The 17,003-nt window shown below is 61.7% G+C and carries 16 protein-coding genes and 1 pseudogene; 13 read left to right on the top strand and 4 right to left on the bottom strand.

What is annotated here, in order from left to right:
- The first annotated feature begins 139 nt into the window (after window positions 1-139).
- The 5 genes and pseudogenes from CHB90_RS20805 to CHB90_RS27480 all read left to right on the top strand — a co-directional run bounded on the left by CHB90_RS20805 (window position 140) and on the right by CHB90_RS27480 (window position 5,309).
- Window positions 140-1,720 (top strand): ABC transporter substrate-binding protein, encoded by a 1,581-nt coding sequence (locus tag CHB90_RS20805; protein ID WP_089279752.1) that lies wholly within the window; start codon window positions 140-142, stop codon window positions 1,718-1,720.
- Between the two features lie 26 nt (window positions 1,721-1,746).
- Window positions 1,747-2,721, top strand: a complete 975-nt coding sequence (locus CHB90_RS20800) for an ABC transporter permease (RefSeq protein WP_089279751.1) — start codon at window positions 1,747-1,749, stop codon at window positions 2,719-2,721.
- Window positions 2,721-3,623: an ABC transporter permease gene (locus tag CHB90_RS20795; RefSeq protein WP_089279750.1), complete on the top strand. Its 903-nt coding sequence runs from the start codon at window positions 2,721-2,723 to the stop codon at window positions 3,621-3,623. Before CHB90_RS20800 ends, CHB90_RS20795 begins: the two co-directional genes overlap by 1 nt.
- Window positions 3,623-4,102 (top strand): annotated as a pseudogene (locus CHB90_RS27590) (ATP-binding cassette domain-containing protein); the annotation flags it as partial. The gene CHB90_RS20795 and the pseudogene CHB90_RS27590, both read left to right, overlap by 1 nt.
- 274 nt (window positions 4,103-4,376) lie before the next feature.
- Entirely contained in the window at window positions 4,377-5,309 is a 933-nt protein-coding gene (locus CHB90_RS27480; protein ID WP_425426651.1) for an ABC transporter ATP-binding protein, read from the top strand.
- A gap of 10 nt (window positions 5,310-5,319) precedes the next feature.
- Here the strand turns inward: CHB90_RS27480 and CHB90_RS20785 are convergent, their stop codons facing one another.
- From CHB90_RS20785 to CHB90_RS20775, 3 genes are read right to left on the bottom strand one after another with little or no spacing between them, the layout of a single operon-like run.
- Window positions 5,320-6,351 carry an ABC transporter substrate-binding protein gene (locus CHB90_RS20785; RefSeq protein ID WP_089279749.1) on the bottom strand — a complete coding sequence of 344 codons (1,032 nt, stop codon included), beginning with the start codon at window positions 6,349-6,351 and terminating at the stop codon, window positions 5,320-5,322.
- Entirely contained in the window at window positions 6,324-7,694 is a 1,371-nt protein-coding gene (locus CHB90_RS20780) for a sensor histidine kinase (RefSeq protein WP_089279748.1), read from the bottom strand. The genes CHB90_RS20785 and CHB90_RS20780 overlap by 28 nt, the downstream gene beginning before the upstream one ends.
- Entirely contained in the window at window positions 7,691-8,356 is a 666-nt protein-coding gene (locus CHB90_RS20775; protein ID WP_089279747.1) for a response regulator transcription factor, read from the bottom strand. The genes CHB90_RS20780 and CHB90_RS20775 overlap by 4 nt, the downstream gene beginning before the upstream one ends.
- Before the next feature lie 98 nt (window positions 8,357-8,454).
- Here CHB90_RS20775 and CHB90_RS20770 point away from each other — a divergent pair, with 98 nt between their 5' ends.
- From CHB90_RS20770 to CHB90_RS20750, 5 genes are read left to right on the top strand one after another with little or no spacing between them, the layout of a single operon-like run.
- Window positions 8,455-9,420, top strand: coding sequence for a Bug family tripartite tricarboxylate transporter substrate binding protein (locus CHB90_RS20770; RefSeq protein WP_089279746.1), 966 nt, complete (start codon window positions 8,455-8,457; stop codon window positions 9,418-9,420).
- Window positions 9,420-9,860, top strand: coding sequence for a tripartite tricarboxylate transporter TctB family protein (locus CHB90_RS20765; RefSeq protein ID WP_089279745.1), 441 nt, complete (start codon window positions 9,420-9,422; stop codon window positions 9,858-9,860). Before CHB90_RS20770 ends, CHB90_RS20765 begins: the two co-directional genes overlap by 1 nt.
- Before the next feature lie 10 nt (window positions 9,861-9,870).
- On the top strand, window positions 9,871-11,376 hold the full coding sequence (locus CHB90_RS20760) for a tripartite tricarboxylate transporter permease (RefSeq protein WP_089279744.1): 1,506 nt from the start codon (window positions 9,871-9,873) through the stop codon (window positions 11,374-11,376).
- Complete coding sequence (locus CHB90_RS20755; RefSeq protein WP_089279743.1) at window positions 11,376-12,725, top strand: acyclic terpene utilization AtuA family protein; 1,350 nt, start codon at window positions 11,376-11,378, stop codon at window positions 12,723-12,725. Before CHB90_RS20760 ends, CHB90_RS20755 begins: the two co-directional genes overlap by 1 nt.
- Window positions 12,722-13,021: a DUF4387 family protein gene (locus tag CHB90_RS20750; protein WP_089279742.1), complete on the top strand. Its 300-nt coding sequence runs from the start codon at window positions 12,722-12,724 to the stop codon at window positions 13,019-13,021. Before CHB90_RS20755 ends, CHB90_RS20750 begins: the two co-directional genes overlap by 4 nt.
- 139 nt (window positions 13,022-13,160) lie before the next feature.
- Here CHB90_RS20750 and CHB90_RS20745 read toward each other — a convergent pair whose 3' ends face one another.
- On the bottom strand, window positions 13,161-14,303 hold the full coding sequence (locus CHB90_RS20745; protein WP_141135938.1) for a Hint domain-containing protein: 1,143 nt from the start codon (window positions 14,301-14,303) through the stop codon (window positions 13,161-13,163).
- A 191-nt stretch (window positions 14,304-14,494) separates the two neighbouring features.
- On the opposite strand from CHB90_RS20745, the gene CHB90_RS20740 reads away from it, so the two are divergent.
- From CHB90_RS20740 to CHB90_RS27370, 3 genes are read left to right on the top strand one after another with little or no spacing between them, the layout of a single operon-like run.
- Window positions 14,495-15,634: a Gfo/Idh/MocA family protein gene (locus tag CHB90_RS20740; RefSeq protein WP_089279740.1), complete on the top strand. Its 1,140-nt coding sequence runs from the start codon at window positions 14,495-14,497 to the stop codon at window positions 15,632-15,634.
- A gap of 26 nt (window positions 15,635-15,660) precedes the next feature.
- Window positions 15,661-16,722, top strand: a complete 1,062-nt coding sequence (locus CHB90_RS20735; protein ID WP_281256128.1) for a D-galactonate dehydratase family protein — start codon at window positions 15,661-15,663, stop codon at window positions 16,720-16,722.
- Window positions 16,700-16,888: a hypothetical protein gene (locus CHB90_RS27370; RefSeq protein WP_425426650.1), complete on the top strand. Its 189-nt coding sequence runs from the start codon at window positions 16,700-16,702 to the stop codon at window positions 16,886-16,888. The genes CHB90_RS20735 and CHB90_RS27370 overlap by 23 nt, the downstream gene beginning before the upstream one ends.
- Window positions 16,889-17,003 lie beyond the last annotated feature (115 nt).

Raw genomic sequence — 17,003 nt, 5'->3', positions numbered from 1 at the left:
CGTGATCGCCCTTCCTGCCACACGCAAGGTCAAGAAACCCGACCGCGCCCCGAAATCACACCGCACACGGACCGCCGGTGAATATTGCGGGCTGAATGGGTTTCAGAACGCTCAGACAAAAAACAACAGGGACACCCTCATGACACCCTTTTCTCTTTGGCGCACCAGCGCCCTTGTCGGCACTCTGCTGCTGGGTACACATGCCGCGCAGGCCGAAACCTTTCGCTGGGCCTCTGCCACCGATCCGCAGACGATGGACCCCCACGCGGTCAGCTCTGCCCCGGTGCTGTCCTTTCTGAACAACGTCTACGAAGGGCTGGTCCGCCGCGACCGCGACATGTCCATCGAAGGATCGCTGGCCGAAAGCTGGGAGCCGCTGGAGGATGAGAACGGCTGGCGTTTCAACCTGCGTCAGGGCGTGACCTTTGCCGATGGCGCGGCATTTACCGCCGAAGACGTGTTGTTCAGCTATGAACGCGCCTCTAGCGAAGTGTCGGATGTACGGTCGTGGTTTGCCCCGGTGACAGAGGTTCGCGTGGTTGACGAATTCACCGTCGATTTCATCACGGACGCACCGAATCCGTTGTTTCCGGACAGCATCGCCAACTTCATGATCCTCGACAAAGGCTGGGCAGAGGCGAACGACGCCGCACTGCCCGCGCGCGATGCCGAGAATTTCGCCACCATCAACGTGAACGGCACCGGCCCGTTTATGGTGCAGTCGCGCGATCCCGGCGTGCAGACCGTTCTGGTGCCCAACCCGAATTGGTGGGGGGAGGTCGAACACAACGTCACCGAGGGCATCTTTACCCCCATCGGCAACCCCGCCACCGGCCTTGCGGCGCTGCTGTCCGGTGACATCGACTTTATCCAGCCGATCCCGCTGCAGGATGCTGTCCAGGTCGAAGAGCGCGACGGCTACAAGGTGTTGGAGGGTGAGGAAACCCGCGTGATCATGTTCGGCTTTGGCCATGAGCATGACACGCTGCTGTACTCCTCGGATGTGACCGATACCAACCCGTTCAGCGACGTGCGCGTCCGCCAGGCCGCTGCCCATGCCATCAACATGGACGCCATCGACCGCGTGTTGTTCCGGGGCAAGATCGAGGCCGCCAGCCAGTTGGTCCCGGCAGGTATCTCTGGCTATTCGGACGCCCACGCCGACGGCATCCCCTATGACCCGGACCGGGCCAAGGAACTGCTGGCAGAGGCGGGCTATCCCGATGGTTTTTCCTTTGGACTGAAGTGCACCAACGACCGCTATATCAATGATGAGGCGCTGTGCCGTGCCGCCGCGTCCATGTTTGCGGCGGTCGGTCTGAACGCGGAACTGAGCACCGGACCCGTGCGGGACTACTGGCCGCAGCTGCGCGAAGACGATTTTGACATGTTCCTGCTGGGCTGGTCGCCGGGCACCTTTGACGTGGAGCACCCGGTCCGCTTTCTGCTGCACAGGCAGGATGATGAGAAAAAGCTGGGCTCGTGGAACTTTGGCAACTACTCAAACGCCCGTATTGATGAACTGCTGCCGATGATCCAACAGGAAATCGACCCGGCCAAGCGTCAGGCGATGGTCGACGAGATCGTGCAGATCAGCCAGGATGAGGTCGCCTATATCCCGCTGTACACCCAGCCGCTGATCTGGGCCGCCAAGCAGGGGGTGGACCTGACGCAGCGCGCCGACAACTTCTTCCTGCTGCGTTGGGTCACGGTCAACTGATCGGGACATAGGCAGGACTACGGGCGATGGCGTATTTCATTCTGAAACGGCTGGTACAGTCGGTCTTTGTGATGCTCGCCGTCGCCTTTCTGGCGTTTTCGCTGTTCCGCTTTGTGGGTGATCCGATCAGCCAGATGACCGGGGTGGAAACCTCGGTTCAGGATCAGGACCGCTTGCGCGAGGAACTGGGCCTGAACGATCCTTTCGTGGTTCAGTTCTACCGGTTCACCACCGACATGCTGCGCGGCGATTTCGGGTTCTCCTATCGCACCCGGCAGCCGGTGGGCGACATGATCGCCAGCCGCATTCCCGCGACGCTGGAACTGGGGATCGTGGCGCTGCTGATCTCATTGATCGTAGGCATCCCGTCTGGTGTCTATACCGCGCTGAGGCCAAGGGGGATCGCGACACAGGCGATCCTGATGACTACGCTGGTCGGCGTGTCGATCCCGACCTTTGTGATCGGTATCGCGCTGATCTTTCTGTTTGGGGTGCAACTGGGCTGGCTGCCGACCTTCGGGCGCGGCGGCACTGTCGATCTGGGCGGCTGGACCACCAGTTTCCTGACCGTCGATGGCTGGCGCGCGCTGATCCTGCCCGCGATCACGTTGGGCGTTTACCAACTGACCCTGACCATGCGCCTTGTCCGGGCCGAGATGATGGAGGTCATGCGCTCTGACTACATCCGTTTCGCGACGGCGCGCGGCATCCCTTATCGGTCGCTGCACTATCGTCATGCGCTGGCCAATACGATGGTGCCTGTGATCACCATTATCGGGCTGCAATTCGGCGGCGTCATCGCCTTTTCCATCGTCACCGAAAGCGTTTTTCAATGGCCGGGCATGGGCCTTTTGTTCCTTGAATCGATCCGTTTTGTCGATATTCCCGTCATGGGCGTCTATCTCGTCGTGATCGCGTTTTTCTTTGTGCTGGTGAACATGGCGGTGGACCTGCTGTATCTTGCCATCGACCCGCGCCTGCGGGTCAAGGAAGCCGCCTGATGCTGGCACGCCTGCTGAGGTCTGACGGGGTCTACCTGTTCCTGCGTTCTCCCGCCGCCATCGTGGCGGCCCTTGTTGCGGTGCTGGTGGTTGGCGGGGCCTTTGCCGCGCCGTGGATTGCCACGTCGAACCCCTATGACCTTGCCAGCTTTTCTCTGATGGACGGGCTGTTGCCGCCGGTTTGGCAGGGCGGTGATCCGCGTTTCCTGCTGGGGACGGACGATCAGGGCCGGGACATGGTGTCGTCGATCCTGTACGGCGCGCGGCTATCTCTGACAATTGCCATCATGGCGATGGTGATTGCCACGGTACTGGGCGTGGGTCTTGGTCTTGCGGCGGGGTATTTTGGCGGGCGTTTCGATGCCATCGTCATGCGGATTGCCGATGTGCAACTGGCGCTGCCCGCCATCCTGACCGCGCTGCTGATCGACGGGATTTCGCGCGGCGTGCTGCCCGCGTCGATGCAGGACGACCTGCGCGTGGCGGTGCTGACGCTTGCCATTGCCCTGTCTCTCTGGGTGAATTTCGCCCGCACCGCGCGCGCCAGCGTCTTTGTGGAGCGGAACAAGGACTATGTGCAGGCCGCCATGATCATGGGCCAACATCCCCTGCGCGTGATGCTGCGCCATATCCTGCCCAACATCCTTGGGCCACTGCTGGTGATCATGACCGTTGACCTTGCCTCTGCCATCCTGCTGGAGGCAACGCTCAGCTTTCTGGGGATCGGCCTGCCGGCGGACAGCCCGTCGCTGGGCACGCTGATCCGCATCGGGATGCAGTTCCTGCTGTCGGGCGAATGGTGGATCCTGTGGGTGCCGACGCTGTTCCTTGTGGCGCTGGTGGTGTCGATCAACGTGCTGGGCGATTTCCTGCGCGACGTCTTTAACCCAAGGCTGCGCTGATGTTGACCGTTGAAAACCTCACCGTTCAATTCCCCGGACGTCATGGCACGTTTACAGCGGTCGAGGATGTGTCGCTGTCCATCGCGCCGGGGGAAATCCACGGGCTGGTGGGCGAAAGCGGCGCGGGCAAATCCACCATCGGCGCGGCGATCATCGGATTGCTGCAACCGCCGGGCTTTGTCGCGGGCGGCACCTTGCATCTGGGCGATACCGATCTGCGCAGCCTGACACCCACACAAGCGCACGCGATGCGCGGCGCGCGTATTTCGATGATCTTTCAGGATCCGCAGACCAGTCTCAACCCACTGATGACCATCGACGATCAGTTGATCGAGACAATACAGGCGCATGAGAACGTCAGTTCCTCCGAGGCCCGGACCCGCGCGGTCGATCTGCTAGAGGAAATCGGCATCGAGAACGCCGCCAAGCGCATCAAGGCCTATCCCCACCAGTTTTCCGGCGGGATGCGGCAGCGGGTGGTGATTGCATTGGCGCTGTGTACCAACCCCGAACTGATCATTGCCGATGAGCCTACCACCGCACTGGATGTGGCTGTTCAATCGCAGGTGCTAGACCTGATCCGCAGGCTGGCGCAGACGCGCGACATCGGCTTTTTGCTGATCACCCATGATATCGGCGTCATCGCGCAGATCACCGACAACGTCACCGTTCTGCGCGGCGGCAAGGTGATGGAAACGGGACCAACCGACAAGGTGCTAAAGGCACCCGAACACCCCCTACACGCAATCCCTGATGGCTGCGGTGCCCCGGCTGGACCGCAAGCTGGACCGCTTTCTGGTCCCCGACAGCGACAAGCCCGCCATTGCCGCCCCCGCCGGGAAATCCGCCGCCGATGCCGAGGGTTGGCTGCGTGGAGGTGAGCAGGCGCTGGGAGAAGGGTTGGGGATGCACGGTGTCACCGTTCGCTTTTCCGGCCCGCGCGAAAGCCTGCTGCGCAAGCCCGAGGCCTTTGTCGCGCTGGATGACGTGACCATGCAGGTGCGCCCCGGCACGGTCATGGGTCTGGTGGGCGAAAGCGGGTCGGGCAAGTCAACCATGGCCAAGGTGCTGACCGGGCTGGTGCACCCCAGCGATGGCACCCTGACGCTGGGCGACGGACCCTTGCCTCTGGCCCGCCAACGCGGTCGCAAGGACCCGTCACGCCGCCTGATCCAGATGGTGTTCCAGGACCCGTTCAGCAGCCTCAACGCGCGCCACCGGATCGGTGACATCCTGTCGGAGCCACTTTGGCTGTATGGATTGGAACCCGACAGCGGCAAACGCCGCAATTTGGCGGCGGCGATGCTGGATCTTGTCGGCCTGTCGGCGGACGCCATCAACCGCTACCCACACCAGTTTTCCGGCGGGCAGCGCCAACGTATTGCCGTGGCGCGGTCGCTGCTGGCGCGGCCCCGGGTGCTGATCTGCGATGAACCGACCAGCGCACTGGATGTGTCGATTCAGGCGCAGGTGCTGAACCTGCTCAAGGATCTGCAATCGCAGTTCGGCCTGACCATCCTGTTTATCAGCCACAACCTTGCCGTTGTGCGGCAGATGAGCGACGTCATCACCGTTCTGAAATCCGGAAAAGTGGTCGAGGCGGGCGCATCGGAACGCTTTTTCACCGCGCCGCAGGCCGATTACAGCCGTACACTGTTGGCGTTGACCCCCGGCGTCGCGGCTTGAGGCGCGCGACCTATTCCTGAAACAGCGAATTCTGCCAGTTGCGCAGAAAGTTCTTGCGCCGCAACTGGTCCAGAAAGACCAGCAACCCCGGACCAAACCGGATGGGCCGCAGAGCAGTATTTTCGCGCAATGCGGTCTGGTCTATGGCCGCAAGCCCCGAGGCTGCGACCAGATCCGGGCGGGTCCCGAGGGCGTTCAGGAAATCTATCATCTTTTGCGCGTCCGGCACGTTGCGGGCCGTCACCGGGATCAGCGCGGTGCGCATCATCACGTTGGCATAGTCTTCCAGCACGACGATCTGAATCCCGACACCCAAGGCCTGCTGCGCGGCCGCATAGGTGCCCAGAACATTGTAGGCCAGTGCCAGTTCTCCGCTGGAAACGTCGCGGATCATGTCGCCGGAACAGCAATACAGTTTCGCCTCCAGTCGGCCCATGACCTCCATCAGCCGCCAAAAGGCCTGACTGTTGCGGCTGTCCTGCGTTGCCATGAGATAGCCAAAGCCGGAATTGCGGATGTCATAGGTGCCGACCCGCCCTTGAAAACGGTCGGGATCGGCGCGCAGCAGGTCGATCAGGTCATCGCGGGTGCGCGGCGCTGTGCCCGACGCGAAAAATCGGTCGGATACGACCAGCACCGCCGGTTCCTGCGTAAAGGCAAAGACCTGCTTGCGCCAGTTGGCCCAGTCCGGCAACGCGCCGGTATTGGCCGCGCTGTATGTCAGGGCAAAGCCGTCATTGGCCAGTTTGGTTTGCAGATCCATCGCCGAGGAAATCGCCAGATCGAAAACCGCGCCTTCGTCATGCAGCGCGGTCATCAGTTCGGTGGTGCTGGCGATCGTGTAATCCACCGCGATGCCGGGGTGCGCGGCCTGAAAGGCCAGGATGATCGGTTCAAACGCCGCACGGTCCGTCGTCGACAGGATGCGCAGCTCGCTGATCGCGGGACTGGCGGGGTAGAGCACCCTGTCCTCGACCTCAAAGGCGCGGATCGGCAAGCTCAGGCATGACCAGATCAGCGCGGCAAGAAAAGCGAGACGCATGCGCCCTGTCCTTTCGGGTTTTCGGCGATCGCCAATCTGCCGCCATGGGCGCGCGCGACCTCGTCGGCGATGGTCAGCCCAAGGCCAGAGCCGACTATGTCGCCCACATTGGTCCCGCGTTGGTAACGTTGCGTCAGGCGCGATACATCCACACCGCCAAAGCCGCGGCCCGCATCTGTGACGGACAGGCAGATTTCATCACCCTCTGTCACACTGACAAACACATCGCTGTCGGCAGGAGAGTATTTGATCGCGTTGTCCAGAATATTCAGCAAGGCAGCCTGAAGCAGGATACCGTCGCCGTGGAAGGTTACGGGATGATCGGGCTGGCTGCGCAGGATGGTGTTGTCCTTCAATTCCGCCGTTGGGGCCAGTCGATTGCAGGCCTCGGTTGTCAGTTGCACCAGATCCAAGGCATCCTTGGCAAGGCTATCGGCGCGGAATGTCACCATTGCATGGTCCAGCATCTGTCCGGCCGAGCGTGCGCTTTCGTCTATAGCGCGAATCATCTCGCGGATTGCGGCCTTGTGCTCGGGTTTGGTCAGCTTGTGGTGGGTCACCTCGGCCTGTGTGCGGACGGTGGCCAGCGGTGTGCGCACGCGGTGGGCCGCTTCGGCAATGAAATCTTCGGTCCGCAGCAGCGAGGCGCGCAACCGCGACATGAAACTGTTGAGCGCGTCGACCAGCGGCACCAGTTCCGTCGGCGTGTCCGTTGTCACCGGGCGCAGGTCTTTTGGGCCGCGCCGGGTGACGGCGGCGGTCATCCGGTCGATGGGGGCCAGGGCGGATTGCGCAGCCCAGAGGCTGAGCAGCGTGGCCAGTACGAAGAACCCGACGCCAACGCCGGTGGCAATCGCGGTGATCCTGCGCGAGGTCGCGGCCAACGCCTCTCGGGTCTGGGCTACGGCCACATCCGCCCGGATCAGGCTGCCCAGACTGCCGATGGTGCGGCTGACGACGGCTACGCGCACCTTGTCGCCACGAAAGGCCAGGGTGTCGAACTTTGGTTCCCCGTTCGAAGGGATGTCCGACGGTAGCGGCAGATCATCGTATCCGGTCAGCGTCTGGCCATCCACCACCACGCGGTAGAACACCCGGTCCTGTCCGACCGACCCCAACATCGACAGCGCCGAATAGGGCAGGTCCAGGGTGACGCCATCGGCCACGCTGCGCAGGCTGTCCGCCATCGCCGTGGCAGAGGCCGACAGAATACCGTCCTGAGTGCCTTCGGCGGCGCGTTCGGCGACACTGCGCAGCACCAGGAAAAAGGTCAACGACAACAGCGCCGCCACACCCGCAAGTTGAAAGAACAACCGGCGGCGAATCGACCGACGTGCGGTCACGCCGCGACCATGCGGTATCCCAGACCGCGCACGGTTTCGATGATGGTTCCCGACCCCTCCAGGCGTTTTCGCAGCCTTCCGACGTAGACTTCTATCGCGTTTTCGCTGGCCTCATCCGTCAATGAAAACAGCCGGTCCAGCAGATAAGTCTTGGAAAACACTTGGCCGGGCGCGTTAAAGAACACCTCGAGAAGACGCAGCTCGCGGTTGCGAAGGGGGATGGATATACCTGAAAATTGCAGCTCTGCGGTGCTCGAATCAAGGACCGTGCCGGCAAAGCTCTTGCGGTTGTCCGCAGGGCCGCCCTGACGCCGCAATACGGCCCGGCAGCGGGCCTCAAGCTCGGCGAAATCAAATGGTTTGGTGATGTAGTCATCGGCACCAAGGTCCAGCAGACCGACCCTGTCGGACACCGCAGACCGGGCCGTGATGACAATGACCGGCGTCTTGTTTGCCGCCTCGCGGTGGTGCTGGAGAAAGTCCCGGCCATCGCCGTCGGGCAGCATGATATCCAGCAATATCAGGTCATACTCCGCCACAGAGATGCAGGCGCTGGCCGCATCCAGCGTCTCGGCATGATCCACGGCGTGGCCGTCCAGTTGCAGCCGTTCCATCACCGCGCGGGCGAGTTTGGGACTGTCTTCGATCAGCAGAAACCGCATGTGTGACCTTTTTATGAACGTGACAGGTTGTTGTCAGGTTCAAGTTTTCCTTTAAGCATGTTGGACACGGCACGATGTGTCAAACGGGAGGAGAAAATATGAACAATCACATACTCAAGGCGCTGGTGACCAGCGCCGTACTTGGCTTTGGCGCGACGGCCGCATATGCGGAAGAGTGCATTGCCCCGGCAAACCCCGGCGGTGGCTGGGATTTCACCTGCCGCCAGATCGGCAAGATCATGTATGACATTGGCGCGGTCGACAAACCCGTCCAGGTCACCAACATGGCGGGCGCCGGTGGCGGTCTTGCCTTTACCCACGTGGTCAGCGAACGCAGCGATGATGCCGACCTGATCGTTGCGGCCTCGTCGGCAACGTCGACCCGGCTGGCGCAAAACGCCTATGCCGGCATGACCGCAGACCAGGTCCGCTTTGTCGGTGCCATCGGTGCCGATCCCGGCGTGATCGTGGTGGCCAAGGACAGCCCCTACCAGTCGCTGACTGATCTGGTCGATGCCATCAAGGCTGATCCGGGCAAGATCGCCTTTGCCGGTGGCTCTGCCGTCGGTGGCTTTGACCACCTCAAACCGTTGATGATCCTGCAACGCGCCGGTGTGACCGACGTGCGCGCGATCAAGTATATCGGTGTCGACGGTGGTGCGGATGCCATCACCCAAACGGTTGGCGGGTTCACTCAGGCGATGACCGGCGACATGTCGGAAATCGTTGGCTTTCTGAAGTCGGGCGATGTGCGCGCCATTGCTGTGCTGACCGAAGAGCGGGTTCCCGGCTTTGAGGACATTCCCACGGCCAAGGAGCAAGGCATCGACGTGGTCGCGGTCAACTGGCGCGGTCTCTATGTCCCCAAGGACATCAGCGACGAGGATTTCGACAAGTGGGCCGATCGTTTGCAACAGGTTGCTGACAGCGACGAGTGGGCAGAGGCAATGGCCGCCAACGGTCTTGCGCCGTTCACCAAGGTTGGCGCTGATTTCCAAACCTATGTCGATGGTGTCGTGGTTGAGATCCGCACCCTGTCGAAAGAGATCGGGGTGATCCAGTAATGGTTTCTGACCGCATCTTTGGAGCGGTCGTGACCCTGTTGGCGCTGGCATATATTGCCAGCGCCACACAGATTCAGACCAGCTTTCTGGCCGACCCGGTCGGCCCGCGCACGTTCCCCTACATTGTCGGCAGCGTCGCGGCGTTTTGCGGCATCCTGATGGTGCTGCGCCCGGATGCAGACCCTGAATGGCCTGTGCTGCGAACCATGGGCGCGCTGTTTGTCGCCGTGGTGGTGCTGGTTGGCTACGCTTACGCGCTGAAGCCGCTAGGCTTTTTGCTGCCAACAGCGATCACCGCCGCTATCCTGAGCTATCAGATCAGCCCACGTCCGGGAGCAGCTGCACTGTCCGGTGTCGGCCTGTCGGTCGGGTTGTTCATCATCTTCAAATTCGCGCTGGGCCTGGGCCTGGTCGCGCTGCCCGCCGTCCTGCACGGCTGAGGAATTCGACATGGACCTGTTTGCGAACCTCGCGATCGGCTTTGGCATCGCGCTGAGCCCGTTTACCCTGATGCTGGCCGTCTTTGGCTGTTTCATCGGCACGATCATCGGTGCGCTGCCGGGGCTTGGCCCGTCGAACGGCGTAGCGATCCTGATCCCGCTGACCTTTTCGATGGGGCTGGATGCCACCAGTGCGCTGGTGTTGATGACCGCCGTCTACTACGGCGCGATGTACGGCGGGCGGATCAGTTCTATCCTGCTGAACATTCCGGGCGATGAACCGGCGCTGATGACCACGCTGGACGGCTATCCCATGGCCAAGGCGGGCCGGGCGGGCGATGCTCTGGTGATCTCTGGCGTGGCGTCGTTCACGGGCGCATTTCTGTCGACCATCGGCCTGATGCTGCTGGCACCGTTGCTGGCGCGGATCGCGTTCCAGTTTGGCCCGGCGGAATACTTTGCGCTGTATCTGCTGGCCTTTGCCACGCTGGGCGGTATCGCCTCGAACAATCAGGCCAAGGCGGCGATCGCGTCGTGTATCGGTCTGGGAATCGCGATGGTCGGGGTGGACAACAACTCTGGCCTGCCGCGTCTGACATTCGGCAACATGCACCTGTTCGACGGGATCGATTTCCTTGTCGCCATCGTGGGCCTGTTCGCCATCGCCGAAGTGTTCTTTTTCATCGAGAGCCATGGCAAGAACACCTCGATCGGGGTCAAGCTGGACAAGGTCACCGTGCCTTGGAAAGACATCTGGGACACCAAATGGACACAACTGCGCAGCTCGTTGATCGGGTTTGTCGCCGGTGTCTTGCCGGGGGCAGGGGCCTCGCTGGGGTCGTTCATGGCCTATATGTCTGAAAAATCCATTGCCGGTGAAAAGGGCAAATTCGGCACCGGGGTGCCAAAGGGCGTCGCCGCGCCCGAGGCGGGCAACAACGCTGCCGCCGGTGGCGCGCTGGTGCCGATGCTGACGCTGGGTGTGCCGGGATCGGGCACCACCGCCGTGCTGCTGGCGCTGCTGATGACGCTGAATATTACCCCCGGCCCGACGCTGTTCACCGAGCGGCCCGAGGTGGTCTGGGGCCTGATCGCCTCGCTGCTGATCGCCAACTTTGTGCTGCTGTTGATGAACGTCCCGATGGTCAAGATCTTCGTCAAGATCCTCAGCGTGCCACCTTGGGTGCTGTTGCCGGGTGTCACGATGATCTCTTTCGTGGGCATCTATTCGCTGTCAGGGTCGTACTTTGACCTGCTGCTGATGGTGGGCTTTGGTGCGCTGGGCTGGGTGCTGCGCAAGCTGGACGTGCCGACAGTGCCGATCATCCTTGGCATCCTGCTGGGCGGCCATATGGAGGACAGCCTGCGCCGCGCCATGGTGTTGTCGGATGGCGACTGGACCTACCTGTTCAGCTCGGGCATCGCGATCTCGCTTTGGATTGTGGCCGTTGCCGGGTTTGTCGCGCCGATGTTCCTGCGCGGCATCATGAAGAAACCGCAAAGGATCACCGACTGATGGTCAAGGTCCTCATTCCGTCCGGTGCTTTGGGGTTGGGATACGACCGGGCCGCGCTGGCCCGGGGGATCGCCGCCAAGCCCGACATCATTGCCATTGACGGCGGATCCACCGACAGCGGGCCGCACTATCTGGGCACCGGCACCTCGAAATACTCGCGCGGCTCGACCAAGGCCGAGTGGCGCGAGTTGATGGCCGCGCGGGCCGAAGCGGGGGTGCCGTTGGTCATCGGCACGGCAGGCACCTGTGGTGCGGATGATGCGGTCGACTGGCTGGTCGAGATCACCCGCGAAATCGCCGCCGAAACCGGCGCAACCCTGAAGCTGGCCGTTTTGAAAAGCGGTCAGTCGCCGGAAGCTATGGCACATGCGTTTGAGGCCGGGCGCATCGCGCCGCTGGCTGCGGCCCCCGATGTTTCGGCGCAGACGTTCCGCGATTGCACCAACATCGTGGCGCTGGCCGGGGCGGAACAGATCCAGGTCGCGCTGGACACCGGCGCGGATATCGTCATCGCCGGGCGCACCACGGATACGGCGATCATCTCGGCGCTACCTCTGGCGCGCGGCTGTCACGCGGGCGGCGCGTGGCACGGGTCCAAGATCGGTGAATGCGGCGCGCTGGCCACCACCAGCCCCAATTCCGGCACCATCCTGATCGACTTTGACGAAACCGGGTTCACCATGACGCCGATGGGCGCAGAGGCGCGCGCCACGACGCACACTGTCTCTGCTCATATGTTGTATGAGAACTCTGACCCCTATATCCTGTATGAACCCGGCGGGCATCTGGACGTGCGTGGCGCAAGCTATGTGGCGCTGGACGACCGGCAGGTGCGGGTCGAGGGCAGCGCATGGGTGCCCTCTGACACCTACACGGTCAAGCTGGAGGGCGCGCGCCTTGCGGGGTATCAGACCGTCTCTCTCGCGTTGGTGCGCGACCCGCATTATGTGGCGCATATCCGAGAATGGTGTGACGACATCCACGTCAAATGCAGCGCAAAGGCCCGCGACCGTGTCGGCGGAGAGTTCACCCTTGAACTGCGCCTGATCGGCGTCGACGCCACGCTGGGGGCCCTGGACACCGCGCCGGTTGTCGGCAGTGAGGTCGGCGTGCTGGGCATCGTGACTGCCCCCACAGAGGCGCAAAGCCGTGAAGTGGCCAAGATGCTGAACCCCTACCTGCTGCATCATCCGCTGACCGAACAGGAAGAAATGCCCACATTCGCCTTTCCGTTCTCGCCGGCAGAGATGTCGCGTGGGGCAATCTACGAATTTTGTCTGAACCATGTGCTGGAGCTGGATGATCCGATGGCGGCCTTCTCCTTGACCACACAGGAGTTGGGCGCATGAGCAGGCTTGTCGATCTGGTCCCCAAGGTTCGGTCCAAGAATGCAGGACCGTTCTGGCTGACAGTTGATGTCTTTTGCGGAACGCCAGAGGTGTTTGCGCGGGTGTCCGGCGGGCTACAGACCGCACGCGTTGCCAAGGCATTCCAGACCGACCCGGCAATGATAAAGCGGTTTGACATGCCGGATCTGAATGTCGTCAAGTTCAGCCTGCCGCGCCCCGAAATTCAGGGGACGGTCTTTGACCGCGACATGCACGGTGCCTCCTTTGCGCAAATCCTTGGTGATTTCGACATCTGACTTGGAGGCACAACCGTTCCGGCCGCGGTTTTCGACCCGGGCATGACGCAGTTTGCACGCCTTGGGCCGGTGAGGCGATCGTCTCATTTCGCCTTTGCCGGGTGCGCATTCTCTGCTTGGCTCTGACCCGACGGACACGTCAGGATGAGAGCCGGACAGGGTGTTGGCGGTGCAACGGCGCAAAGCCCCACATCGCGGCCTCACTTTCTTCCATCGCAAGATCGGCATCCCATGTCCTGATGTCCTGCGCCATGCCCCGTTTCTTGCGGTCGCGATACGAATTGATCTGCCATCGGACCTCGTCGACCTTGAGGCATGCGCGGGCCGTCGGGCCATTAAGTGCCTCGGAGCCAGAGGGCTTTCCCCCGAACAACCGGATCACCTGCGCCTGTTCGCCTCTGGACAACATTTGCAACGCCATCGGCCCCAACAGCAGTGACTCCGTCGTGCAACCGTTGGCGAAAACCACTTGGTGTTGGGCGCAGGCGAAATGAACCCATGTGATGGAGCGTTTGCCAGACATGACACGGATACCCGGCAGACACGTCAGGGCCTTGGCCGGGGCCAGGCATTCGCCCGCGAATAACGCCTCGACCTGGCCTTGTCCCCCGACGAGGATGCGGTGCTGGGGTGAGACGATCAGGTCCTGCGTCGGGCGATCCGGACCAAAGGCGCCCGCCCTGATCAGTACCGGTTTCGATTGGGGGTCCGCATTTTCGAGCGGGTGATCGCCTGAATGGGTCCACAGGATTTCTTGCGGACCGTGATCCAGTGTCAACACAGGATCACCCGGGCGCAGGTTTTCCACCGCGCGCGGACCGCCGGGCGTTTCGATCAATGTCCCTTTGGCAAAGCAAACAAATTGAAAGTCACCGCTTTCCTGGTCCGCCGACCAAAACCCGGGATTGTTCGACGTCTCTCCACCGTTATCGTAGTACCATGATTCCAGATTGACAGAGGGTGTCCAGACGATGTGCACCAGTTCGCCCGTAACGCTGTTGGTTCCCTCAAACACAATGACGCCCTGACCCGGCTCCAAATTGTCTGAGCGTGTGATCACGGCGTCGTCGATGGCACCGCCGCCGTTTCCATCCCAGGTGAGATCATAGGTTTCACCGACTTCAAACTTGCCGGGGTCCGTATCGCCATCGTTCGAGGTGATGGAGAGGTTCGACGTGGTGCTCGGCGCGCCATCAAAGTAACTCCAATTCGGGCCATAATTCACGTTGTTGCCGCTGGACGTGGCAAATTCAGTGTCTTCTGCTGTGAAAGTTGTGGGCATGATCAAAAACTCCGGAACTGCCTGTCGGTCTGTCACACAAAGTTTTTGATTTGGTAAAACCCCGTTCCTGCAGAGGCCGTGAAAGGCGCCTCTGTCATCGGGTCTGCCGCGTCGTTCCAGATTGCAAAAGGTGTTTTTGCAGTCTAGTATCCTAGATTGGTATACTAGTAATCCAAAACTGTGAGAGGCACATGACCCGTAAACTCAAAGTCCTGATTTCCGGCACCGGCTTTGCGGGGCAAGGTCATGCAGATGCGTTCCGGGGGGCCGGGGCCGACGTGGTGGGCATCGTGGGGCGGACAGAACATGTCACCCGCCACGTGGCTGAAAACATGGCCATCCCCTATTCCGGCACCAACTGGCAAGAGGCGCTGGCGGCCTGCAAACCAGAAATCGTTTCCATAGCAACGCCGGGCGGCGCACACTTTGACCCGATCCGGCAGGCCATTGACGTCGGCTGTCACGTTTTTTGTGACAAGCCGATGACCGACAGCGCCGACACGGCGGTTCAGCTGTGCAATCTGGCGCAGGACAAAGGCGTCAAGACGGCCTATGCCGCCAGCTTTCGCTACACACCCAGCGTCCTGCACGCGCGGCAACTGGTGGCGTCGGGCGCCATTGGCGAACCAACCGAAATCGAATGCATCTCACACTTCAATCTGGAACGTGAAATCCCCTTTGGTTGGTCCCATCGCAAGAATGACGGCGGCGGGCGGCTCAACAACAACTTCACCCACACGCTGTCGATTGTGGCCTCTGTCGTTGGCGACAAGATCCTGTCGATTAGTGGTGACGTGCGTGACGACCTTGGCCGCGCGCCCATCGTCGAGGGGGTACACAACTTTGCCACGCGGCGCGATTTCATCCCGACAGACCTGAACGACCCCGAGCTGAAATGGGGACACAGCGATGTCGAATGGTCCTACACCGTGCTGGCGCGTCTGAAGAGCCCGTTGGCCGAAAACCCGGTGTCGGTGCTGTTCAAACATGGCGGATTGGTGCCCCGGTTCCACGAAGATCATATCGTGTTCTACGGCACCCGTGGCGCAATCTACCTCAAGGGCCACTACGGCAGCGGCCAGTTGTACCTGTATGGCGCGGACAAGACTTGGACCGCGTTGCCGGTGCCGCAGGAGATTGCCAAGACCATTCCGGACGTCAAGGGCGAGACGGAACAATGCTGGCACTACCTGGCGCGCGAGTTTGTGCGCGACATTCTGGGGGACACGGTTGCGCCCTATCCGACTTTCACGGAGGGCCGACAGTACCAACAGATCATCGACCTGATCCGTAAGAATGACACCTGGACAGACGTGTCCCACCTGGTCTGACCGGCCCTGCCTCTGGAGATCCCCGCATGAAGATCATTGATGCCAAGGTTTTTGTCGGCGGCCCCGGCAAGAATTATGTGACGCTGAAGATCATGACCGATCAAGGCGTTTACGGTCTGGGCGACGCAACGCTGAACAACCGCGAAACCCTGCCCGCCGCCTACCTGCAGGACTACCTGATCCCCAACCTGATCGGGATGGACCCGCGCAACAGCGAGGACATCTGGCAATTCCTCTATCGCGGTGCCTATTTCCGGCGCGGTCCTATAGCGATGGCCGCGTTTGGGGCCATCGACATGGCGCTGTGGGACATCAAGGGCAAGCTGGCGAACATGCCGCTGTACCAGCTCTTTGGCGGCAAGAGCCGTGAGGGCGCGATGGTCTATGCCCACGCCACTGGCTCTGATCTCGAAGACCTGATGGACAGTATCGCCCACTACGTCGAACAGGGCTATCGAGCCGTGCGGGTGCAATGCGGCATTCCGGGGATGCCCTCGGCCAGCTATGCGGTGCCCGAGGAAAAGGGCAAGGGCAAGCATTACATCAGCGATTTCAGCGGCGTCCGCCCCAAGGTCGAGATCTGGGACACCGGCCGATACATGCGCTACATGCCCGGCGCGCTGGCCGAGATCCGCGCCCGGTTTGGTCCGGATCTGCACATTCTGCATGACGTGCATCACCGCCTGACACCGCGTGAAGCCGCCGAATTCGCCAAGTCGGTCGAACCTGCGGGCCTGTTCTGGTTGGAGGATCCGACACCGGCCGAGGATCAGGATGCGCTGCGCCTGCTGCGCCAGCATTCCACCGTGCCGGTCGCCATCGGTGAGGTGTTCAACTCGATCTACGAGTGCAACAAACTGATCGAGAACGAGTTGATCGATTTCATCCGCGTCGCCGTCACCTATGCGGGCGGCATTACCCCTGTGAAACGCATCGTTGATCTGGCCGGGCTGCACCATGTGCGCACCGGGTTTCACGGTGCACCCAGCCATTCGCCCGCTCTGCATGGCGGCGCAGGCGCATCTGAACGCCTGGGCACCCAACTTTGGCATTCAGGAGTACCTGGTGCTGGGCACGCCGGGATGTGATGCGCTGTTCCCCTCTGACCACCGGATGGAGAACGGCATGGTTCATGTCAGCGACGCGCCGGGGTTGGGTGTCGATTTCGATGAGAAAGAGGTGGCACGCTACGAATACCAACCCGGCAGCCACCCGGTTGTCCGCCTGGAAGACGGGACAATGTGGAACTATTGACGCGGCCCGCCGATGCTGGGTCACCGCGTGACGCCTTCTGTGCCTGACAGGTTCGGTGCTGTGCAACTGTAGCGGCATCCGCAAAACACCAATTCCCCAGAACGCCGATTTTCCG

Origin of the sequence: Antarctobacter heliothermus, assembly GCF_900188425.1 — a bacterium.
In the GTDB taxonomy this organism is placed as follows: domain Bacteria; phylum Pseudomonadota; class Alphaproteobacteria; order Rhodobacterales; family Rhodobacteraceae; genus Antarctobacter; species Antarctobacter heliothermus.
This window is presented reverse-complemented; position numbering and strand designations above follow the sequence as displayed.